We start from the raw sequence: 21,752 nt of genomic DNA, 5'->3' as shown, positions 1-21,752 counted from the left end.
TAACGCCGCTATCTGGCACAACTGGAACACCGACGCATCCGTGAAACGGTCACTGACCGCCTACGACCACTGATATTTCACATCAACGATCTAGGGCACCCAGTGGTTGCCGGAGGCGACGATCATCGACTGGAGCTGCACGGTGGCCGCGAAGTAGTCCTTCTCGCCGATCTTCCGCGAGGTGAGGTACGCCCACAGCTTGTCCAGCCAGACCTGCCCGTCCGGCTGGACCAGCGCGGCCACCGCGAACGGCGCCACGAACGCCGGCTCAGGACCTTCCTCCAGCGGCCTGCCGCCCAGGGTGTAGCCGCCGGCGATCCTCCTCGGGTCGCCGACCTTGGAGATCCAGGCGCTCATCTTGCGGGCGGCGGCCGTGGAGGCGGGGTCGCCGCTGGTCACGGCGTCGGCGCCGATGCGCCAGGGGTCGCGCAGGGCGTTCCAGTTGTAGTCGCCGTCGTGCGGGTCCTCCAGCACCTCGCCCTTGACCGGCCGGCCGTCCTTGACGAAGTCGGGCAGCAGGCCGGTCTCGCCGGGGATCTCGGCGATGAGCTTCTGGTGCGCCCGCCGGATCTCCGCCCAGGCCGGGTCGATCTTCTCGAAGGCCCGGAAGTGGTCGATCATCCAGTCGGAGGTGCGCGAGACCTTCGCCAGCGGGTCGTCCTGGGTGGCCCAGTCGCCCAGCTTGACCAGCTTGGTGTCGGGGTTCACCTCCGACTCCTTGATGGCGGCGATCCGCCTGACCGCCTTGTCCCGGTAGCCGCCGCCCCACTGCCGCTGGGCCATGAGCAGGCCGTAGGCCACGTCGAGGTCGCCGTCGGTGGCCGAGTCGGAGCCGTTGACGCTCTCGCACTTCCCGTCCTGCTCGGCGGCCAGCAGGTCGGGGTTGTTGACCGACGGGTGCGCCTCGACGTAGGCAAGGATGCCGTCGAACAGCTCCCTGTCGCCCATCGTGGCCGCGATGACCAGGCCGTAGCCCTGCGCCTCGGCGACGTACGGGTGGTCGGCGTCCGGCGAGATCACCTGCCGTGAGCCGCACTTCGCGGTGACGAAGGCCGCCTTCCACCCGGCGTAGTAGTCGCGCACCTGCCCGTCCGCGTCGCCCTTCGGGCGCAGCACCCCCTGCGCGTACGGCACGCGGTGGCTGCCGAACGGCACCGGCCCGTCCGCGGCCGTGGTGGCGGCGCCGGCAGGCGCGGTCCGCGCCGCGGGCTGCCCGCCCGCGCATCCGGCCGCGCCCGCGAGCAGGACGGCGAGGGAGATGAGGGTCAGGCGGCGCACGGGTGTCCCTTCTGCTGAGTCGCCAGACGGTATGAGAACGGCAGCCTGGGTGCCAAATCGGGTTTAATCCTTGAGTGGCTTTCGATGTGATCATCAGCGGTGGCCGGGTGCTCGACGGGACGGGCGCCCCGCCGTACCGGGCCGACGTGGCGCTCAGCGGCGACCGCGTGGCCGCCGTCGGACGGCTGGACGGCGGGCAGGCGGCGCGGGTCGTGCAGGCGGCGGGGCGGTTCGTCGCGCCCGGGTTCATCGACTGCCACGCGCACGGCGAGGCCGCCGTCTTCGACCCGGCGGTGCAGCTCGCGGCGCTGCGGCAGGGCGTGACCACGTTCGTGCTGGGGCAGGACGGGCTGTCGTTCGCGCCGGGCTCGGCCGCGACCGTGGCCTATGCCACCCGCTACTTCACCGCCGTCAACGGGCGGCTGCCGCACGAGGGGCCGCTCTCGGTGGGCGAACTGCTGGACGGCTACGACCGGAAGGTCGCGCTGAACACCGCCTACCTGCTGCCGCACGGCACGATCCGCTACGACGTCATGGGCCCTTCGCCGAGCGCGGCCGGGCCCGCCGAGATCGCGGCGATGCTCTCCCGGGTGGAGCGCGGGCTGGGCGAGGGGGCCGTCGGGCTGTCGAGCGGACTGGAGTATTTGCCGGGACGGTACGCCTCGGCCGGGGAACTGGCGGCGCTCTGCGCTCCGCTGGGCGGCCTGCCGTACGTCACCCATATGCGCGCCTATGGCGCGAAGGCCGCGATCGGCATGGACGAGGTCGGCGAGATCGCGCGACTGTCGGGGGCGGCGGTGCACGTCTCGCACCTGCACGGGCCGGCCGGCGTGCTGCTGCCGCTGGTGGAGCGCGCGCTGGCCGACGACGTCGACCTGACCTTCGACACCTACCCCTACCTGCGGGGGAGCACGATCCTGGCGATGGTCGTGCTGCCGCCGTCGGTGCCGGGGGCCGAGGTGGACCGGGCCATCGAGATGCTCGCCTCGCCCGGCCTCGACTCCTGGTGGGCCTCGCTGGAGGAGACCTGGCCGAGGCTGACGATCTCGCACGCGCCCGGCTCGGCCTGGGCCGAGGGGCTGACGATCGTGGAGGCGGCGGCCCGCGCCGAGCTGCCGCCGGCCGAGTTCGCGAAGAAGCTGCTCATCGACACGCGGCTGGAGGCCGGGTGTGTGACCGCGCGGCCCGACGAGGGCCCCGAGGGCGAGGAGTCGGTCCGCCGGGTCCTGCGCCACCCCGTGCACACCGGCGGCTCCGACGGCATCTACGTCGGCGGCCACCCGCACCCGCGCGGCTGGGGCGCCTTCGCCCGCTTCCTCGGCCGGCACGTGCGCGAGCTCGGCGACTGGACCTGGCAGGAGGCGGTGGTGCACCTGTCCTCCCACCCGGCCCGCCGCTTCGGGCTGGACGGGCGCGGGCTGGTGCGCGCCGGGTCGGCGGCGGACCTGATCGTCCTGGACCCGGCCAAGGTCGGCGACGAGGCCACCTACGCCGCGCCGCGCGCGCCCGCCTCGGGGGTGGACGACGTGTTCGTCTCCGGTGTCCAGGTGCTGGCGGGAGGCGAGCTGACCGGGGCCGCACCGGGCCGCGCGCTGCGCTCTCGTTGATAAGGTCAACTCGGATGAATGGGGGCATCGTGCAGGGAATTCTCGCGGAGTCCGAGCTGCCGCTGATGGTCGTGCACCGCGACGCGCTGGAGCACAACGTGGCCACGATGGCGGCCTTCGCCCGCGGTCACGGGCTGGAGCTCGCGCCGCACGCCAAGACCCATCTGTCGCCCGAGATCTCCGCTATGCAGCTCGGCGCGGGCGCGTGGGGGCTGACCGTGGCCAACTCCCGTCAGGCGAGGATCGTGCGCGGGTTCGGCGCGAGCCGGATCCTGCTGGCCAACCAGATCGTGGACCCGGTCGGCCTCGACTGGCTGGCCGCCGAGCTGGAGCGCGACCCCGGGTTCGACTTCCTGTGCTTCGCCGACTCGCGCGAGGGCGTGGACATCCTGCGCGCGCACGCTCCCGCGCGGGGGTTCCGCGTGCTGGCCGAGCTGGGGCACGCGGGCGGCCGTGGCGGCTGCCGGTCGGTGGACGAGCTGGTAGATCTGGCCGGATATATCCAGACTTCGGATGGAGTGTCGCTGGCCGGCGTGGCCGGGTACGAAGGATCGCTCACCTCGGCCGACGAAGTCCGGAAATATCTGGGCCAGCTCCAGGACGCGGTCGAGTACCTCCGGGTCAGGAACCCCATCCTGACCGTCGGCGGCAGCCAGTGGTTCGACGTCATCGGCCGCGAACTGGTCACCACCCAGGCCACGGTCGTGCTGCGCAGCGGCGCGTACGTCACCCACGACGACGGCTACTACCGCGAGCGCACCCCCTTCAACAGGATCGACGGCGAGCTGCGCCCGGCCTTCGAGATCTTCGCGCACGTGCTGTCCACCCCCGAGCCCGGTCTGGCGATCGTCGGCATGGGCAAGCGCGACGCCCCCTACGACGAGGGCCTGGCGGTGCCCAGGCGCGCGGGGCTGACCGTGGTGAAGATGCAGGACCAGCACACGGTCGTGCACGGCGACGGCCTGCGACCCGGTGACGTGCTCTCCTTCGGCATCTCGCACCCCTGCACCGCCTTCGACAAGTGGCGCTCGCTGCCGCTCGTCGACCCTGACTACCGCCAGGTCGGCACCATAACCACGCATTTCTAGGGAGATCTCGTGAAGAAGGAAATCCGCACCAACGACGGCGCCGCTCCCGTCGGGGCGTACTCCCAGGGCCTCGTGGTCGGCGACTTCGTCTACACCTCGGGCGCGGGGCCGCTCGACCCGGTGACCGGCGAGGTCGTCGGCGACGACGTGGCCGCCCAGACGCACCAGACGATGAAGAACCTCGGCGCGGTCCTGGCCGCCCACGGGCTCGGCTTCGACGACGTGGTCAAGGCCACCGTGCACCTGCAGCACCTCAAGCGCGACTTCGCCGCCTACAACGAGGTGTACAAGTCGTACTTCAGCCAGCCCTTCCCGGTCCGTACCACGGTGGGATCCGACCTGATGGACATCCTCGTGGAGATCGACTTCGTCGCGCACAAGAGCGCGTAAGGTCAACCCGTGGACAGTTCGGTATACGTCTTCGTCGAGGACCTCCGGGGTGAGGGCGTCGACAGGGTGCTCGACCGCGTCGCCGGGTACGGCACGGCCGGCATCACCGTGGGCGCCGTGCACCACGGCTCCCGCGACGTCACCCCGCACGGGCTGTCCAGGCTGACCCTGCGCCACGACGGCGCCCACTTCGTCCCGCCGCACGACCTGTTCTCCGGGTTGCGCCTCACGCCGGTCCCCGGCTACGCGGACGCCCTCGACGGCGTCCGCGAGGCGTGCTCGAAGCGGGGGCTGAAGCTCCACGGCTGGACGGTCTTCCTGCGCAACCTCACGCTCGGCACCCGGCATCCCGACGTGACCGTGCGCGACTGCTTCGGCGACCGCGGCTCGCTCACCGACCTGTGCCCGGCCCACCCCGACGTGCGCGAGTACGCCGTGGCGCTGGCCAGGTCGGTGGCGAGGCTCGGCGTCGACAGCGTGGTGGCCGAGTCGCTGCACTTCAGGCCGCTGCGCCCGGAACGCTCGTTCGTCCCGCTCGGCCCCATGGACAACTACCTGTTCGGCCTGTGCTTCTGCGACTACTGCATGCGCCGCGCCACCGACCTGGGCGTCAACGCAGAGGTGGCGCGCGATGAGTGCGCGAGGATCGTCGGCGGCGTCTTCGACGGCGACCCCGCCGCCCAGGGCGAGGTGACCAGGGCCGCGCTGACCGCCTACGCCGGTCCCGACGTCGTGGCCTACGCCCGCGCCCGCTCCGAGACCGTGACCACGCTGGTGTCCGAGGTGGCCTCCGCGGTGGCGGAGGAGGGCTCCAAGCTGGTGTTCATCGACTACACCGGCTCGGTCAAGGGCTACCGCGACGGCCTGCCCTCGCCGGGCCTGGCCGCCCACGACGCCTGGCAGCTCGGCGTCGACCTGGTCGCGCTGGGCGACCTGGTGCCCGCCTTCGGGGTGCTCGCCTACGCCCGCGACGCCGCCCGGGTGGCCGACGACGTCGGCGCCTACCTGCGCTCGGTGGGCAAGGACAGGGAGGTGCGGGCGGTGCTGCGGCCCGGCTACCCCGACAGCGACTCCACCGACCGGCTCGTGGCCAAGGCGCTCGGCGCCAAGGCGGCCGGCGCGGCGGCGATCGACTTCTACGCCTACGGGCTGGTGCCGCACCCGGTGCTGGAGCGCATCCCGTCCGCGCTCACCGAGGCGGGCTGAGGCCGTCCAGTACGGCCGCGACCGCCTCGGCGGCGAAGTCCTCGCCCAGCGGCAGGCCCCTGAACACGGCCCGCACCCAGACCGCCCCTGCCAGCAGGTCCATGACGAGCATCGGGTCGGCCGACTCGGGCAGTTCGCCGCGCCGTACCGCTCGCTCGAAGACCGCGCGCTCGCGGGCGAGGCGGTCGGCGAAGAAGCGCCGCGCGTCGATCTCGGGATGATGTACGGCGGCGCCGAGCGCGGCCACCGCCACATCCCGCCCCGGAGGCTCGGTGAGCAGCTCGGCCAGCGCCTCCACCAGCGCGACCAGATCGCCGCGCAGCGACCCGGTGTCGGGCGCCTCGAACCTCAGCATGTCCGCCTCGACCAGCGCCGCCGCCAGCAGCGCGGCCTTCGACGGCCACCAGCGGTAGATCGTCGTCTTGTTGACGCCCGACGTCTCCGCGACCCCCTCGACGGTCAGCCCGTCGTAGCCCTTGTCGGCCAGCAGCCGCAGCGTCGCCTCGAAGATCTCCCGCTGCTTCCTCGGTGCCATGCGGCCTATCTTCTCCCGGTGAGCGCGGTGACCACGCCCAGGCCCAGGTAGACCACACCGGAGAACCTGCGCAGCGCCCGCGCCCTGGTGGCCATCCGCCGGCCCAGCGCGCCCGCGGTGAAGGCGTAGATCATGTCCGACAGCAGGCCGAGCACCAGCAGGATGGCGCCGAGCACGACGATCTGCAGCGCGGGGGAGCCGGCGCGCTGGTCCACGAACTGCGGCAGCAGCGCCAGGAAGAACAGCGTGACCTTCGGGTTCAGGATGTTGATGACCAGACCTTCGAGGAACACCTTGCGCAGCGGCTGCGGCTCGGGCGCCTGGGCGTGCTGCTCCTCCTTGGTGGTGAGTGCGCGCACGCCCAGGTAGAAGAGGTACGCCACCCCGGCCCACTTGACGATCGAGAACAGCGTGGCCGACTGGGTGATCACGTAAGAAAGCCCGGCGGCGGCGGCGAGTATGTGCACCAGCGTGCCCGCCTCGACCCCGAAGGCGCTGGCCAGGGCGGCGGGGCGCCCCTGGGCCAGGCCGCGGGCGGCGATGTAGAGGTGGTTCGGCCCCGGGATGACGACGAGGGCCAGCGCGGTGACGGCGAACAGGGCCAGGGTGGGAAGGGCGATCATGCCTACGACGTTAGGGGAGGTTTGGTCCGCGTACGGAGTCCAATGGGGTGGTGTTTCAGTGGTCCAATACCGTCCCGCTCACCGCCCAGGCACGGGTCCGCAGGGTGATCGACCCGTCCTCGGCCGCCGGCAGCCGTTCCCGGATCCGCTCCCGCAGCGCCGCCCTGCGCTGCTCGGGCAGCGACACCGCGTACTTGGGGGCCGGGCCCTGCCCGGCGAGGAAGGGGAGCCAGTAGTCGTCGAAATCGCGGAAGACCGCGTCGGCCTCGATCGCCTCGACCCGCACCCCGCCCAGCCCCGCCTCCGTCCACAGCGCGCGCAACGGCTCGGGACGGCACAGCGGGAACCTGGCGCCCTCGTCCAGCGCGCCCGCGCCGGGGTCGAGTGACACGGCCGCCGACCAGAAGGCCCTGATCAGGTCCATCCGCCGGGCGTAGTCCCAGACGTAGGCGGCGACCGTGCCGCCGGGGGCGGTCACCCTGGCCAGCTCGGCCACGGCCGCCTCCGGGCGCGGCACGAAGTTCAGCACCAGCCCGGACACGGCCGCGCCGAAGCGCCCGTCCGCGAACGGCAGCGCCCGCGCGTCCGCGAGCGCGAACCCGGTTCGCGCCCCGGCGAGCAGCTCACGCGCGTGCCGGACGAACCCGGCCGACGGATCGACCGCCGCCACCTCGGCCGGCGCGGCGCCCGCCAGCACCGCCGCGGACAGCGCGCCCGTGCCGCAGCCCGCGTCCAGCCAGCGCCGCCCGGCCGGCACGCCCAGCCAGGCCACGAACGCCGCCGCCACCGGCCGGCTCCACCGGCCCATGTAGTTCTCGTAGGCCGCGCCGAGCGCCCAGATGTCCCCACCCATGCTCGAACGGTAGCCGCGCGCTCAGCCCCGATGCACGATCCTGCCGCCGAAGACCGTGAGATCCACCGGCGCGTCGGTCAGCTCCTCCGGCGCCGTCGCCGCGCTCACGCAGAGGTCGGCGACCTTGCCGACGCCGACCGTGCCCTTCCAGTCCTCGGCGTGGTCCTGCCAGGCGGCGTTGCGCGTGTAGGTGGCGAGCGCCTCCTCCAGCGTCAGCCCCTGCCCCTTCCTGGAGACCAGCGCGGCCACCCCCGCCCGCCAGTCGGGTCCGGTCACCGGCGCGTCGGAGCTGCACGCGGTGACCACGCCGGCCGCGAGCGCCGAGCGCGCCGGCCACTCCCGCTCCACCCAGCCCGCGCCGAACAGGGCGCGAGTGGTGTCCGACTCCATGGCCTGGAGCACCGGCTGCAGGTTGATGCCGTAGCCGAGCCCGGCGAGCGTGGCCAGCGCCCGCTCGCCCGCGAACTGCCCGTGGATCAGGTAGTGCCGCGCCCCTCCCGGCAGGGCGGCCAGCGCCGCCGTCACCGCGTCGACGCCCCGGCTGCCCACCACGTGCACGCCGAGCTGCAGCCCGGCCTCGTGGACCAGCCGCATGATCTCCGCCAGCTCGGCCAGCCGCTCGGCGTCGCTCTCCCCGCGCGTGCACAGCGCGCCGTGCCCGCCCGACGGGTACGGCTCCCGCATCCACGCCGTCTCGGAGGGCGGGATGCCGTCGGCGAACACCTTGACCCCCAGCAGCCGCAGCACCCGAGGATCGACCTCGTCCAGCCGGGGCGGATCGGCCAGCCAGGCCCGGGTGTCGGCCACCGACGCGCCCGACATCGGGCTGGGCAGCCCCAGCACGCTCACCCGCGCGGTCAGCTCGCCCGAGCGAGCCAGCGCCGCGTAGGCGTCCAGCGCGGCCCCGCTCATGCCGCCCGCGAACGCCTCCTCGCCGCCAGGCCCGAGCCCCGGCTCGGTGAAGCTCGTGATGCCGAGCCGGTTGAACTCGGCCACCACCTCCCGCACCACCGCGGCCAGCCCGCCCTCCGGGTGCGGCACCGCCCGCATGACCAGGCTCTGCTCGCCGTGGTGCAGCACGCCATCCGACGTTGCGACCCCGGCCAGGCGCAGCGCCACGCTGTTGGCCCAGACCGTATGGCCCGAAAAATCCTGCAGCACCACCGGATGGCCGGGGGCCACCGCGTCCAGGTCGGCCGAGGTCAGCACGTGTCCCGCCGCCACCTCGGCCAGCCGGCCCGGGTGCCAGCCGATGCCCCTGATCCAGGCGCCCGGCCTGGCCTGCCGTACCGCGTGGGCGAGTGTGGCCTGGACGGCGGCGACGGAGCCGAGCGCGACGTCCAGGCAGAACGGCGGCCGGTGCAGCCCGTATCCGACGGCGTGCGCGTGGGAGTCGTTGATGCCGGGCAGCAGCAGCCGCCCGCGCAGGTCAACCACCTCGGCACCGGGCCCGGCCCACCGCGCGGCGTCCTCGCCGACGTGCACGATCTCGCCGCCGCGCACCGCCACCGAGCTCGCGTACGGCAGCGCCGGATCCATGGTCAGGACCCGCCCGCCGACCAGCACCAGATCCGCGCCCGTCATGGACGCTCCTCTCCCAGGTACGCGCGCCGCAGCGCGGAGTCGTCGGCCCGCAGCGGCGCGGGGTCGCCGCCGTAGGTGAGCGCGCCGCGCGCCAGCACGTACGCCGCGTCGGCCAGCGCCAGCGCGGCATGCGCGAACTGCTCCACCAGCAGCACCGCGCATCCCTCGTCGGCCAGCGCGCGGATGACCGGCAGCAGCCTGCGCACCACCGCCGGGGCCAGGCCCATGGACATCTCGTCCAGGAGCAGCGCGGCCGGTTCGCGCAGGATCGCCCGCGCCAGCACGAGCATCTGCTGCTCGCCGCCGGACAGCAGCCCGGCCCGCACGTCCAGGCGGGGCGCGAGCTCGGGGAAGAGCGCGAGCGCGCGGCCGGGGTCGCCGGCCAGCAGGAGGTTCTCGCGGGTGGTGAGGGTGGCGAAGACGGCCCGGCTCTGCTCGACGTGCGCCAGGCCGAGCCTGGCCCGGCGGGTGCGCGGCCGTCCGGTCAGGTCGTGTCCGTCGAGCGTGATCCGTCCCGAACGGCTGGGCAGGATGCCGGAGACCGCTTCCAGCAGCGTGGTCTTGCCCGCGCCGTTCGGGCCGAGCAGCACGCTGACCTGCCCGCGCCCGGCGCTCAGGCTGACCTCGCGCACGACCGGCTGCCCGCCGCGCGCCACGGTGAGCCCGTGCAGGGTGAGCGTCACGCCGTCACCTCCTCGCCCAGGTACGCGCGCAGCACCCGGGGGTCGGCGAAGACCTCGGCGGGCGGGCCCTCGGCGATGACCCGGCCGAAGTCCATGACGCTGACCCGCTCGCAGACCGCCCGGACGAGGTCGAGGTCGTGCTCGATGAGCAGGACGGCGCAGCCGTACCGGCCGGGAGCCGCGCGCAGCCACCGGCCGAGCCGCTCGGTCTCCGCGTGGCCGAGCCCGGCGGCGGGCTCGTCCAGCACCGCCAGCACGGGACGCGACAGCAGCGCCCCCGCCACCTCCAGCAGCCGCCGGGTGCCCACGTCGAGGTCGGCGACCATCCGCCCGGGATCGACGCCGACCAGGTCGCCGAGCGCCTCGGCGGGCTCCGCGGCGGTCAGGGGACGGCGGGCGGCGAAGCGCAGGTACTCGCCCGCGGTCAGCCCGGTGGGCACGCGGTCCTGCTGGAACGTCCTGCGCAGGCCCGCCCGCGCCCGCAGGTGGGCCCGGCGGCCGTCCAGGTCGTGCCCGGCGAGCTCCACGACGCCCGTGCTGGGGGTGAAGCCGGTGACGGCGTCGACCAGCGAGGACTTGCCCGCGCCGTTCGGCCCGACCAGGCCGTGCAGGCCGCCCGCCCGGACCTCCAGTGACACGTCCCGGACGGCGGCCACCTGCCCGTAGCGCACGCTCAGCCCGGCGATCCGCAGCGCCGTGCCGGTGACCGCCGGCGGGGCCGCCCGCTCCACGGGCGGGACGGGCGCGACCGGCCGAACGCGGGCGCGCCGCCGTAGGACCGCGCGCAACGCGTCGCTGATGCCCGCGCCCTGGGTGAACGCCTGGATGGCGCCGACGGCGAAGACCACGTTCGCCCACTGCTGCGGGATGCCCAGCCGCCTCAGCAGCTCCGCCACCAGCACGCCGAGCGCGCCGCCGATGAGCGCGCCCTCGGCGTGGTGCGCCCCCGCCATGACCGCCACCGCGTACGCCGTCAGCGACTGGCCGGGGTCGAAGTTGCGGGCGAGCAGCATCCCGAGCTGCCCGGCCAGCAGCGCCCCCGACAGCCCCGCCACGAACGAGCTGACCGCGAAGGCGCTCAGCTTGGCCCCCGGCACGCTCGTACCCGCCGCCGCGGTGGCCCGCTCCGACTCGCGCAACGCCCGCCACGCCGCGCCCCACCTGGTCCGCCGCACCACCGCCAGCGCCACCGCGACCAGCACGAACACCCCCGCGCAGAACAGGAAGTACTGCCGCTCTGAACTCAGCCCCGCCGGACGCCCCACGCTCAGCCCCAGGTCCACGCCGGGAAAGGAGGCCGCGGCCAGCACGACGTCCACGGTCGCCGCGAAGCCGAGCGTGACGATCGCCAGGTGCACCCCGCGCAGGCGCAGCGCGGGCAGCCCGATGAGCAGCCCGAACGGCACCGCCGCCAGGCCCGCCAGCGGCAGCCACACGTACAGCCCGCCCGGCACGCCCCACAGGCTGAGCTGGGCGGTGCTCCAGGCGCCGATCGCGGCGAAGGCCGCCTGGCACAGCGAGACCATCCCGGCCTGCCCGGCGATCACCCCGAGGCTCTGCAGGAGCACGCCGGAGATGACCGCGGACATGGCCAGGAAGACCCAGTAGGCGGGCAGGAGGGCGGCCAGGCCGTACGCGAAAACGGCGAGGACGAGCGCGGTCAGCCCCACGCGGACGGCCGGGGCGCGGGCGGTCGGTCCCGCGCGGACGGTGCGCTCAGCGGGCCGCATCCCACACCTCCCCGCGCCTGCTCCAGAGCAGCAACAGCAGGATGGCCGCGAACGGCACCGCGTCGCGGTACTCGCGCACCGCCGCGGAACCGGCCAGCAGGCCCTCCAGCAGCCCCAGCGCCAGCCCGCCGAGCAGCGCGCCGGGCAGCCGCGTCAGCCCGCCCGCCAGCGCCGCGGCGCAGGCGGGCACGATGAGCATGCTCAGCGACAGGATGTCGCTGGAGCGCACCGGGGCGACCAGCAACAACACCAGCGTGGCCAGCGCCCCCGCGGCGGCCCAGAGCGCGAGCGCCGGCCCGCGGGTGCCGATGCCCAGCAGCTCCGTGGTGACCGGCCGCTCGGCCATGGCGCGCAGCCGCAGCCCGAGCGAGGTGCGCGCGAGCAGCAGGTGGGTGCCGCCGCCGATGAGCGCCGCCAGCGCGACCAGCGCCGGGGTGCCCCAGGTGACCACCACCCCGGCCAGCGCGGCGACCGGCGCGCCCGCCGGGTTCTGCAGCACCCTCGGGGTGTCGCCGAACAGGATGTAGGCCAGCGCGATGATCCCGATGAGCTGCGCGATGGAGACCGCCGTGCGGAGCTGGGCGCCGCTGCCCGCGAACCACCGCACCATCACCGCCCCGCACCCCGCCGACGTCAGCGCCCCCGCCGCCGCCCCCGCGAGCGCCGCCACCGGGTACGGCAGGCCCGCCTCGGCCAGCGCGGCCATCACGTAGACCCCGGCCATGCCGGTCGCGGCGACGGCCAGGTTGACGGTGGCGGTCAGCCGGTACATGGCGGTGAGCAGCAGGCCGAGCGCCGCGTAGGTGCCGCCGGCGGCCAGCCCGGAGACCAGGCCCTGGAGCATCAGCCGAGCGTCCCCGGGTACCGCACCCAGTCGGGCGTCACGACCTGCCAGGTCCCGCCGCGCAGCCGGACGATCTTCCCGGCCCGGTTGGACCGGTGCTTGGCCGCCGTCCCGAACTCGTAGGGGGTGCCGACCAGCGGGTTCTCGATGGGCTTGAGCGCCTTGAACGCCTGGCTGACCGCCTCGCGGGTGATCGGGCCCCTGATGCCCTTGAGCGTGTCGACGACGTAGGTGGCGGCCAGATATCCGCCCTGGCCGAACGAGGTCAGCGGGACCTTCTTGGCCGCCATCAGCTCGCGCCAGTCCTTGAGCACCGGCGAGGCGGTGTCGGTGAAGGGCTCGAACTCGGCGTTGGCGTAGGTGCCGTCGCCGTCGGGGCCGAGCGCCTTGGCGACCGCCTCGGTGTAGGGGGCGGTGGTGAGCAGCCAGTCGACGCCGGTGACGTTCTGCTGCCTGACCACCTTCATCCAGGCGATCGCCATCGGCTCGGTGCCGTTGTAGAGGACCGCCTGGCAGCCGGAGGCGCGGGCGCGCAGGACGAACGGGGTGGGGTCGGAGTCGGGCTTCACCGTGCGGTCGTCGAGCGTGAGCTTCTTGCCGGTCAGCTTCGACCAGCTCCGCACGGCGCCGCCGTACGCGTCGTTGGTGTTGCCGAGGATCGCCAGGAACATGCAGACCCGATCCCGTTTGAGCACCTCGGAGGCGTAGTACATGTTGATCGCCATGTTGAGGTACGGCCCCGTGTTGACCGGCGAGATGGCCGGAGACTCGAAGCAGGTCGGGTCCACGCCGGTGCCCTGGACGGAGACGATCGCCGACTGGACGTAGAAGGGGGCGTTGACCGCGCAGTCCAGCAGGCTCGCGGATCCGGCCAGCAGGGCGACGCCCTGGTTGGTGACCAGGTCACGGGCCGCCTGCGCGGCGGCGGCGGGATCGCCCTTGTCATCGGCGACCAGGTACTCGATCTTCTGGCCGTTGACGCCGCCCTGCTCGTTGACCCGGTCGAAGACGGCCTTGGCGGCGGCGGAGGAGTCGGGGAAGGTGACGGGGCCGCTGAGCGAGCTGACCGCGCCCACCCGGATGACGCCCGCGCCCGGGGCGTCCCGTCCGGCGGTGGGGGAGTCGGCGAGCCCGCAGCCCGCCAGGGCGAGCAGCGATAAGACGGACAACGTCCTGGAAGCGATCATGACGATGGGCCTCTCGTGCGATGAAGTGCCCCCTATGCGCTGAGGGCCTCGGCCACCAGCGCGGTGTCGGTGAACTGCTCGAAGCTGACGGCCACCCCGTCGCGCAGCTTCCACACGTGGGTGAAGCGGACCCGCATCCCCTTGCCCGTCGCCCGGTAGACGCCGCTGTAGAAGCCGATCACCACGATGGTGTCGCCGCCGTCCACGTACTCCTCGGGATCGGCCCGGTAGTCCTCCCACTCGCCGCCCAGGCGGGAGAAGACCCCCGCGAGCACCTCGTCACGGCCCACGTAGGTGCCCGCGTAGGGGAAGCCCGCCATCTCGGTCCAGCGGGCGTCCGGGGCGAGGAGGGCCAGGATGCCTTCGATGTCGCCGCGGGCGGAGGCGGCGTAGGACTCACGGACGGCTTCCAGGTTCCTGCCGGTCATGGCCATCCTTCCTCCATGAAGTCGTCTATGAAATCATATAGCTTTCCTTCCTTCCGGGGAACGGCCTCTCGTCAGAGCAGCGACTCGATCGTGATCGGGAAGGAGCGCACCCGCCGCCCCGTGGCGTGGTGCACCGCGTTGGCGATCGCCGCCGCCATCCCCACCATGCCGATCTCCCCGATGCCCTTGACCCCCAGCGGGTTCACGAACGGGTCGTCCACCTCCACCGTCTCCACCAGCACCTCGGGCACGTCCGCGTTGACCGGGACCAGGTAGTCGCCCAGGCTCTGGTTGGCCCAGCGCCCGTAGCGCGGGTCCATGTGGCTGGCCTCCAGCAACGCCTGCGACAGCCCCCAGATCATGCCGCCCATGAGCTGGCTGCGGGCGGTCTTGTGGTTCAGCACGCGGCCGGGCGCGAACACGCCCGCCATCCGCCGCACCCGCACCACGCCCAGCTCGGCGTCCACGGCGACCTCGGCGAACTGGGCCCCGAAGTTCAGCAGCGCGTGCTCCTCGTCCACCCGGTGGTGGTAGGTGCCCAGGTACTCGGTCTCCGGCACGTAGTTGCGGCCGAGCATCTCGCCGTAGCTCTCCGACCCCGAAGGCCCGGTCATGACGCCGTCGGCGACGCTGACCAGCTCAGGATCCGCGCCGTGCAACGGCGAACCCTCGTCCTGCACCGCCTGGGCGATGAGCTGCTCACGCAGCCCGGTCGCCGCCAGGTGCACGGCGTTGCCGCCCGCCGTAGACCCCGTCGAGCCGACCGAGGCGGCCAGGAACGGCAGCGACGTGTCGCCGTACTCCACCCTGACCATCTCCAGCGGCAGCCCCAGCCCCTCGGCGGCGATCTGGGTCAGGACCGTGGCCGCGCCGGTGCCGATGTCGGAGGCCGCGGTCTGGACGACGGCCGTGCCGTCCGCGTACAGCCTGGCCCGCGCCCTCTGCGGGTTCATCAGCGGATAGATCGGATAGATGGCCGTGGCCATACCCGTGCCGATCAGCCAGTCGCCCTCGCGCCGCGTGCCGGGACGCGGGTCGCGATCGGCCCACCCGATCAGCTCGGCGCCCCGCGCGTAACACTCCTTGAGCCCCTTGCTCGACCAGGGCCGCCCGCTCTCCGGATCGACGTCGGCGTGGTTGCGCAGCCGGATCTCCATCGGGTCCAGCCCGGCCCGCTCGGCCAGCTCGTCCATCGCGCATTCCAGTACGGCCAGCCCCGCCGTCTCACCCGGTCCGCGCATGAACGTGGGCGTCATCGTGTTGCCCTTGATCAGGTGGTAGGCGGCGGCGAAGTTGTCGCAGGCGTAGAGCTCGCCGGACCCGCTCAGCGCGGGCTCGGCCCAGTCGTCGAAGGGCGAGGTGATCGAGAGCTTCTGGTGCCGGATCGCGGTCAGCCGTCCGTCCGCGGTGGCCCCGAGCGTGATCGTCTGCTCGTTGTCCTCCCGCAGCCCGCACCCCGTGAACATCTGCTCCCGCGTCAGCGCGAGCTTGACCGGCCTGCGGATGATCTGCGCGGTCATGGCGGCCAGCGTCGGATGCGCCCAGATCATCGCCTTGGCCCCGAAACTGCCCCCGACGAACCGGGTGATCACCCGGACGCGGGAGGCCGGGATGCCGAGCAGGTTCGCGACCGTCATCTGGGTGGCGGTCGGGCCGTGCGTGGCGTCCCACAGCGTGAGCTGCCCGTCGTCCCAGGCCGCGACCGTGGCCGACATCTCCAGCGGGTTCTGGTGGTTGGCCGCGAACGTGAACGTGGCCTCCACCGTCAGCTCCGCCGCGGCCAGCCCTTCCGTGACGTCACCCCGCCCCATCTGACCGGGCGCCAGCCCCGCCAGAACCTTCTCCGGGATGTAGGTGTCGTCGCGGCCCTGGTCGATCACCGTGATCGACTCGGCCCGCTCGTAGGTCACCCGCAGCAGTTCGGCGCCGCGGGTGGCGGCGTCGAGCGTCTCGCCCACGACGATCGCCACCGGCTGGCCCGCGTAGTGGACGACCTCGTCCTGCATGGGGAAGAAGCTCTGGCCGTTGGCGATCGTGCCCGCCAGCGAGAGCACGAGGACCGGTTGCGCGGCCACCCTCGGAAGATCCTCGTGCGTGAGTACGGCCAGCACGCCCGGCTCCGCCATGGCACTGGCCTTGTCCACGGCCAGCACCCGACCGGCGGCTACCTCAGAACCCACGATCACGGCGTGGCGCATCCCCGGCAAGGAGACCTCGGCCGTGTACTTGGCGGCCCCGGTCACCTTGGCACGGCCGTCGACCCGGGTGACCGGTTGACCGATGAGTGTGGTGGTCATGCGCCCCTCACCCTTCCCCCGGACCGCTGTGATGTGGCGTCGCCGGTTCCGGGTCCGTTGTGATGTGGCGTCCGTGATGTGGCGTCGCCGGTTCCGGGACCGTCGCGTTTGGTGGTCATGCGGCCGTCACCTTTTCCAGGACCCGCACGATCGTGCGCTTGGCCAGTTCGATCTTGAAGGCGTTCTGCGGTCTGCCGACGGCCGGTGCCAGCTCGGCCGAGGCCGCCGCCTCGAACGCGTCGCGGATGGCCGGGCCGCCGGTCAGCAGGCCCTCGGCCGTCCTGGCCCGCCACGGCTTGGTGGCCACGCCGCCGAGCGCCAGCCGTACCTCGCGGATGACGCCGTCGCTGACCGTGACCGCCACGGCCGCCGAGACCAGCGCGAACTCGTACGACTCCCGGTCACGCACCTTCCAGTACAGCGACCTGCGCGCCACCGGGGCCGACGGCACCTCGATCGCGGTGATCAGCTCGCCGTGCTCGATCGGGTGCTCGCGTTCCGGTGTGTCGCCGGGCAGGAGGAAGAAGTCCTCCAGCGGCATGGTCCGCCCGCCGTACCGGCCGCGCAGGTGGATCACCGCGTCCAGCGCCACCAACGGCACCGCGACGTCCGACGGGTGGGTGGCGAAACAGTGCTCACTCGTCCCGAGTACGGCATGCCCCCGATGGAACCCACCCTCGGCCCCGCACCCGGAACCCGGCTCCCGCTTGTTGCAGGGCATGTCGGTCTCCCGGAAGTACCCGCACCGCACGCGCTGCATCATGTTGCCGCCCATGGAGGCCATGTTCCGCAACTGCGCCGAGGCGCTCAGCTCCAGCGCCTGCGCGATCATCGGGAACCGTTCCCGCACGCTTGGCGTGGCCGCCACGTCGCTCATCCTGGCGAGCGCCCCGAGCCGCATGCCGCCGTCCGGAAGTTCCTCGATCCCGCCGAGCGGCAGGTCGTTGATGTCCACGACCCGCCGCTCCTGGGCCACGCCGATGCGGAGCATGTCCACCTCGGTGGTCCCCCCGGCCAGAAACCTGCTGTCCGGCTCGGCCCCTTCGGCCAACGCGGAGTCCACGTCACCGACCCTGGCGTAACTAATGGCATGCACCGTCGCGCACCTCCCGGATCGCCTGGCGGATGTTCGGGTACGCGGCGCAGCGGCAGATGTTGCCGCTCATCCACTCCGCGATCTCGGCGTCGTCGTCCGCGTGGCCCTCCTCCAGCAGCTTGACCGCCGACATGATCTGTCCCGGCGTGCAGTAGCCGCACTGCAACGCGTCACAGGCCAGGAAGGCGTCCTGCATGGGATGCTCGTGCAGGCCCTCGATCGTGGTGATCTCCCTGCCCTCGCACGCGACCGCCAGCGTGAGACAGGAAACCACCCGGCGCCCGTCCACCCACACGGTGCAGGCACCACAGGCGCCCTGGTTGCAGCCCTTCTTGGTGCCGGTGAGGTCCAGGGTCTCGCGCAGGGTGTCCAGCAGACTGGCCCGCGGCTCCACCTCGGCCACCAGGGTGGCTCCGTTCACGGACAGGGACAGCTTGGCGGGTTCGGGGCCGCGCTCTCGTTTCTGCGGCGGACCATCCATAGGAGCTCCTCAGCGTTCTCCTGCGCCCTTCCTCCAGCAGTGTCCAAGTCGCCGGGTTTTCACCGGGCAAAGTACGCCCCACTCTGCGGGTATTTGTCCCCCAACCCCGCCCTTCCGCCCCGCAGTTCCGCCTCGGCCTTCCGCCTCGGCCTCCGTCCCCGATCTCCCGGTACGCCTCTGGTTGACGCAGGTCTGGTCCCGGTTTGGGAGTAAAGAGGGGACCACTTAGGGGGTGGACGCGGGCCGTGACGGCGGCCAGCCCCGTCCGACGTGAGAAGCGATCCCCCCGATCGGCACAAGCGCACGTCGGCGGGTGGTGGGGGTGCGGCTGGGCCGTAAAACATCATGATGTGTGACCTATAGAGTGACTGAGATGAACAGTCTTCTGATCGGACGCTCAGCCGAGCTGAGGAGACTGGTCCGCGTGCTCGAAACCGCCGGCGACGGCACCGCCGGCGTGGCGCTGGTCGGCGGCGACGCCGGCATCGGCAAGACCCGTCTGACCTGCGAGCTGGTAGCCCAGGCCCGCCGGCGCGGCTTCAACGTCATGATCGGCCAGTGCGCCGAACTGGGCGACGCCCTCCCCTACCTCCCCCTGGCCGACGCCCTCCGCGGCGCCGACCCCACCCTGCGCGACGCCGTCGCCAACCGCCCCGTCCTGGAACAACTCCTCCCAGGCGGCGAGAGCGCCCCCTCCTCGGGCCTGACGCAGCAACGCCTGTTCGGCTCGCTCCTGGGCCTGCTCGCCGAGGTCCAACCGGTGCTCTTCGTGATCGAGGACCTCCACTGGGCCGACCGTTCGACCCGCGACCTGCTGGTGTTCCTGAGCCGCATGCTGCAGAGCGAGCGCGTCTGCCTCGTCGGCACCTACCGCACCGACGACCTGCACCGCCGCCACCCCCTCCGCTCCGTCCTGGCCGAGCTCAAACGCCTGCCCGCCGTGACGGCGGTCGACGTGGGCCCCATGCCCGCAGCCGAAATCTCCGACTATGTCGCGACTTTCGGTGACATAGAGCGACGAGAACTGAGCGAGATCGTCAGCCGCGCCGACGGCAACCCCTTCTACGCCGAGGAGCTCTACGCCGCCCTCTCGGAAGGCGAGACGCTCCCCGACGGCCTGGCCAGCCTGCTGATGTCGCGCGTGGAGGTCCTCTCCGAGCCCGGCCAGCAGGTCCTGCGCGCCGCCGCCGTCGCCGGCCGCCGCGTCGAGGACGTGCTCCTGCGCGAGGTCTCCGGCCTGCCACTCGCCGACTTCGAGGAGGCCGTGCGCGAGATCGTCTCGCGCGGACTCCTCAGAGTCGACGGGTACGGCTACGCCTTCCGCCACGCCCTCCTCCAGGAAGCCGTCTACACCGACCTGTTGCCAGGCGAGCGCACCAGGCTCCACGCCGCCTTCGCCACCCGGCTCACCTCGCCCGCCGAGCTCGCCCACCACCACCTGGCCGGCCACGACCTGTCCGGCGCCCTCACCGCCTCCGCCGAAGCCGGCCGCCAGGCCGAGCGCCTGGGCGCGCCCGCCGAGGCCCACCGCCACTACGACCAGGCGCTCAGCCTCTGGGACCGCGTTCCCGACGCCGCGTCCCTGGCCGCGGAGAGCCGCGCCGACCTGGCCCTGCGCAGCGCCGTCATGGCCGCCGACAGCGGCGACAACCACCGCGCCGTCACCCAGCTCCGCGCCCTCCCGCCCACCTCCCAGGTCAACGAACGCCTGTCCTACTACCTGGCCGAACTCGGCCAGGACGAGGCAGCCGTAGAAGCGGCGGAGTCGGCGGTGGAAACCGCGAGCACCCCCGCCGAACTCGCCCGCGCCCTGGCCACCAGCGCCCGCGCCCTCGCCTGGACCGACCGCCACGCCGAGGTCGCCCCCCGCGCCCGCCGCGCCCTGGAGGCGGCCCGCTCCGCCGGCGCCCGCGACGCGGAGAAGGGCGCCCTGATCAGCCTCGCGCTGCTGTCCGAACTGGACGGCGACTTCTCCACCGCCGCCGCCTGCTACGAGGAGGCCACCTCCCGCAGCTCCGGCGACCTCGCCATGGACCTGCGCGCCGAGTTCGCCCGCGCCCGCCTCCTGTACGAGCAGGGCGACCTCGTCGAAGCGGCCACCGTCACCGACAGCGGCATCCGGCTGGCGGAGGAGACCGGGCTGAACTGGAGCACGTACGGCACCGACCTGCGCTTCCTTCGTTTCCTCATCCATTACGTGGCCGGCGAATGGGACGACGCCGAACGGGTGGCCGGAACCTTCGGCGCCCGCGTGGGAACGGTGCCCGAGGCGATCCTGTCGTCGTTCGCCCTGTTCGTGGAGGTCGCCCGCGGCCTGCCCGCCGTCGGCCCCCGCATCGACTGGCTGCGCCCCTTCTGGTCGAACGACCTCGTCACCTACATGGCCCGCGGCCTCGCCGCCGAGGACGCCCTCTGGAAGGGCGACCCCACCGCCGCGTGGGAACACGTCCGCGCCTGCATGGCGCAGCTCATCCCCGCCGATCCGGCGAACCTGCGGGTGTGCGCCACCGGGTTGTGGGCGCTGGCGGAGCTGGGCCGTACCGACGAAGCCGACGATCTGCGCGAACGCGCCCGCGCCGCCGTCGCGGGCCCCGACGGCAAACGCGGCCCGATGGGCCTTGAGGGCCGCGCGTGGGCACTGCGCGTCGAAGCCGAGTGGGTACGCGTGCAGGGCCGCCACGACGTTGCCCTGTGGCAGGCGGTGGTCGAGGCGTTCGACTACGGCTTCGTCTACGAGACGGCCAGAGCCCGCTGGCGCCTGGCCGAAGCCCAGTTGTCCACCGGCGACCGCGAGGCCGCCCACGCCACCTGGCTCCTGGCCCGAGATGCCGCGGAAAGCCTGAAAGCGGTCCCGCTGGCGTCGGCCCTGGAGGAGTTCGCCCGCCGAGCCCGTTTCACCACCGCCGCGACCGACGGCTCCCTGACCGCCCGCGAACTGGAAGTCCTCCGCCTGGTCGCCGACGGCCTCACCAACCGGGAGATCGCCGAACGCCTGTACATCGCCCAGAAGACGGTAAGCGTCCACGTCTCCAATATCCTGGGCAAACTCGACGCCTCCACCCGAACCCAGGCCGCCGCCACCGCCCGCTCCCGCGGCCTGCTCTCCGAACTCAGCTACGCGCCCGGGCAGCCAGATCGCGTACCACCTGAATGAGTTCAGCCGGATCGAACGGCTTCGTCAGGTACGCGTCCACCCCGATCCCCAGCCCCCGGCGCCGATCGTCATCCTGAGCCCGAGCCGTGATCAGAACCACCTTGATATGGCTGGTGGCCTCGTCATTCCGCAACCGATCCGCCGTGACCCACCCGTCGAGACACGGCATCATCACATCCAGGGTGACCACGTCGGGCATGACATCCTGCACACGATCCAGACAGTCCGCACCATCGGTCGCGGTCTCCACCTCGAACCCCTCCAGGGTCAGGTTGACCGCGATGAGCTGCCGGATGACCTCGTCATCATCGACAACCAGAACTCTGCCCAGTACGTCGCCCACGGCCACGAAGCTAACCCGTGACGGGGTGGTCACGTGCGGTTTTCGATGGATGTGTGCCCGGAGCTTTATCGTGTGCGGAGTGGTGGCAGGATGCTGATAGCCTTAGGGCTCGTTGGAGCCCCCTTAGCTCAGGGGATAGAGCACCGGCCTCCGGAGCCGGGTGCGCAGGTTCGAATCCTGCAGGGGGCACCATACAAACGGGCACGGCGACGAGCCCGTTTGGTTTTTCCAGGGCTCCTTCCGAGGTAGCTCTTGCCACGTCGATGGTGTCACCTGTCAAGGTCACTGTACAGGTGGCTATGTGCGTGGCCTTGTCATAGCGGACCCGCAAGCGAAACACATCAA

Annotated in this window: 19 protein-coding genes and 1 tRNA gene; 6 read left to right on the top strand and 14 right to left on the bottom strand. The window is 72.6% G+C overall.

All coding sequences use genetic code 11. The annotated features are described in order from the left end of the window. Nucleotides 1-90: 90 nt before the first annotated feature. Complete coding sequence (locus ACIBEJ_RS51835) at nucleotides 91-1,278, bottom strand: glycosyl hydrolase family 8 (RefSeq protein WP_397190458.1); 1,188 nt, start codon at nucleotides 1,276-1,278, stop codon at nucleotides 91-93. Between the two features lie 74 nt (nucleotides 1,279-1,352). Between ACIBEJ_RS51835 and ACIBEJ_RS51830 the strand changes: the two genes are divergently transcribed. From ACIBEJ_RS51830 to ACIBEJ_RS51815, 4 genes are read left to right on the top strand one after another with little or no spacing between them, the layout of a single operon-like run. Further along, a complete protein-coding gene (locus ACIBEJ_RS51830; protein WP_397190457.1) occupies nucleotides 1,353-2,885 on the top strand; it encodes an amidohydrolase family protein in 1,533 nt (510 codons plus the stop codon). Between the two features lie 29 nt (nucleotides 2,886-2,914). Next, nucleotides 2,915-3,973, top strand: coding sequence for an alanine racemase (locus ACIBEJ_RS51825; RefSeq protein ID WP_397190456.1), 1,059 nt, complete (start codon nucleotides 2,915-2,917; stop codon nucleotides 3,971-3,973). A 9-nt stretch (nucleotides 3,974-3,982) separates the two neighbouring features. Then, nucleotides 3,983-4,363, top strand: a complete 381-nt coding sequence (locus ACIBEJ_RS51820; protein WP_397190455.1) for a RidA family protein — start codon at nucleotides 3,983-3,985, stop codon at nucleotides 4,361-4,363. Between the two features lie 9 nt (nucleotides 4,364-4,372). Continuing rightward, on the top strand, nucleotides 4,373-5,569 hold the full coding sequence (locus ACIBEJ_RS51815) for a hypothetical protein (RefSeq protein ID WP_397190454.1): 1,197 nt from the start codon (nucleotides 4,373-4,375) through the stop codon (nucleotides 5,567-5,569). Here the strand turns inward: ACIBEJ_RS51815 and ACIBEJ_RS51810 are convergent. The 12 genes from ACIBEJ_RS51810 to ACIBEJ_RS51755 form a co-directional block, all read right to left on the bottom strand. Continuing rightward, entirely contained in the window at nucleotides 5,553-6,104 is a 552-nt protein-coding gene (locus ACIBEJ_RS51810; protein WP_397190453.1) for a TetR/AcrR family transcriptional regulator, read from the bottom strand. The two genes, ACIBEJ_RS51815 and ACIBEJ_RS51810, sit on opposite strands and share 17 nt — an antisense overlap. Before the next feature lie 5 nt (nucleotides 6,105-6,109). Beyond that, nucleotides 6,110-6,727, bottom strand: coding sequence for a LysE family translocator (locus ACIBEJ_RS51805; RefSeq protein ID WP_397190452.1), 618 nt, complete (start codon nucleotides 6,725-6,727; stop codon nucleotides 6,110-6,112). Between the two features lie 55 nt (nucleotides 6,728-6,782). Then, nucleotides 6,783-7,580 carry a class I SAM-dependent methyltransferase gene (locus ACIBEJ_RS51800; RefSeq protein WP_397190451.1) on the bottom strand — a complete coding sequence of 266 codons (798 nt, stop codon included), beginning with the start codon at nucleotides 7,578-7,580 and terminating at the stop codon, nucleotides 6,783-6,785. 21 nt (nucleotides 7,581-7,601) lie between these two features. After that, nucleotides 7,602-9,164, bottom strand: coding sequence for an amidohydrolase (locus ACIBEJ_RS51795; RefSeq protein WP_397190450.1), 1,563 nt, complete (start codon nucleotides 9,162-9,164; stop codon nucleotides 7,602-7,604). Further along, nucleotides 9,161-9,847 (bottom strand): ABC transporter ATP-binding protein, encoded by a 687-nt coding sequence (locus ACIBEJ_RS51790; RefSeq protein WP_397190449.1) that lies wholly within the window; start codon nucleotides 9,845-9,847, stop codon nucleotides 9,161-9,163. The genes ACIBEJ_RS51795 and ACIBEJ_RS51790 overlap by 4 nt, the downstream gene beginning before the upstream one ends. Beyond that, complete coding sequence (locus tag ACIBEJ_RS51785; protein ID WP_397190448.1) at nucleotides 9,844-11,577, bottom strand: ATP-binding cassette domain-containing protein; 1,734 nt, start codon at nucleotides 11,575-11,577, stop codon at nucleotides 9,844-9,846. Before ACIBEJ_RS51785 ends, ACIBEJ_RS51790 begins: the two co-directional genes overlap by 4 nt. After that, nucleotides 11,564-12,421, bottom strand: a complete 858-nt coding sequence (locus tag ACIBEJ_RS51780) for a branched-chain amino acid ABC transporter permease (RefSeq protein ID WP_397190447.1) — start codon at nucleotides 12,419-12,421, stop codon at nucleotides 11,564-11,566. Before ACIBEJ_RS51780 ends, ACIBEJ_RS51785 begins: the two co-directional genes overlap by 14 nt. After that, entirely contained in the window at nucleotides 12,421-13,608 is a 1,188-nt protein-coding gene (locus tag ACIBEJ_RS51775; protein WP_397190446.1) for an ABC transporter substrate-binding protein, read from the bottom strand. Before ACIBEJ_RS51775 ends, ACIBEJ_RS51780 begins: the two co-directional genes overlap by 1 nt. A gap of 32 nt (nucleotides 13,609-13,640) precedes the next feature. Then, the gene (locus ACIBEJ_RS51770) at nucleotides 13,641-14,036 is read right to left on the bottom strand and encodes a nuclear transport factor 2 family protein (protein ID WP_397190445.1); all 396 of its coding nucleotides are present in this window, start codon (nucleotides 14,034-14,036) and stop codon (nucleotides 13,641-13,643) included. 71 nt (nucleotides 14,037-14,107) lie between these two features. Next, complete coding sequence (locus ACIBEJ_RS51765) at nucleotides 14,108-16,333, bottom strand: xanthine dehydrogenase family protein molybdopterin-binding subunit (protein WP_397190444.1); 2,226 nt, start codon at nucleotides 16,331-16,333, stop codon at nucleotides 14,108-14,110. Between the two features lie 115 nt (nucleotides 16,334-16,448). Next, complete coding sequence (locus ACIBEJ_RS51760; RefSeq protein ID WP_397190443.1) at nucleotides 16,449-17,429, bottom strand: FAD binding domain-containing protein; 981 nt, start codon at nucleotides 17,427-17,429, stop codon at nucleotides 16,449-16,451. Then, complete coding sequence (locus ACIBEJ_RS51755; protein ID WP_397190442.1) at nucleotides 17,416-17,910, bottom strand: (2Fe-2S)-binding protein; 495 nt, start codon at nucleotides 17,908-17,910, stop codon at nucleotides 17,416-17,418. Before ACIBEJ_RS51755 ends, ACIBEJ_RS51760 begins: the two co-directional genes overlap by 14 nt. Nucleotides 17,911-18,283: 373 nt before the next feature. Between ACIBEJ_RS51755 and ACIBEJ_RS51750 the strand changes: the two genes are divergently transcribed. After that, nucleotides 18,284-21,064, top strand: coding sequence for an ATP-binding protein (locus tag ACIBEJ_RS51750; RefSeq protein WP_397190441.1), 2,781 nt, complete (start codon nucleotides 18,284-18,286; stop codon nucleotides 21,062-21,064). On the opposite strand, the gene ACIBEJ_RS51745 is transcribed toward ACIBEJ_RS51750, so the two are convergent. Then, nucleotides 21,021-21,407, bottom strand: a complete 387-nt coding sequence (locus ACIBEJ_RS51745) for a response regulator transcription factor (RefSeq protein WP_397190440.1) — start codon at nucleotides 21,405-21,407, stop codon at nucleotides 21,021-21,023. The two genes, ACIBEJ_RS51750 and ACIBEJ_RS51745, sit on opposite strands and share 44 nt — an antisense overlap. Nucleotides 21,408-21,524: 117 nt before the next feature. Here ACIBEJ_RS51745 and ACIBEJ_RS51740 point away from each other — a divergent pair. Further along, a tRNA-Arg gene (locus tag ACIBEJ_RS51740) sits at nucleotides 21,525-21,599 on the top strand. The last annotated feature ends 153 nt before the right edge of the window (nucleotides 21,600-21,752 follow it).

Source organism: Nonomuraea sp. NPDC050790 (genome assembly GCF_044456745.1).
Taxonomy (GTDB): domain Bacteria; phylum Actinomycetota; class Actinomycetes; order Streptosporangiales; family Streptosporangiaceae; genus Nonomuraea.
Note: the sequence above shows the minus strand (reverse complement) of the source record. Positions and strands in the feature narration are given on the sequence as shown.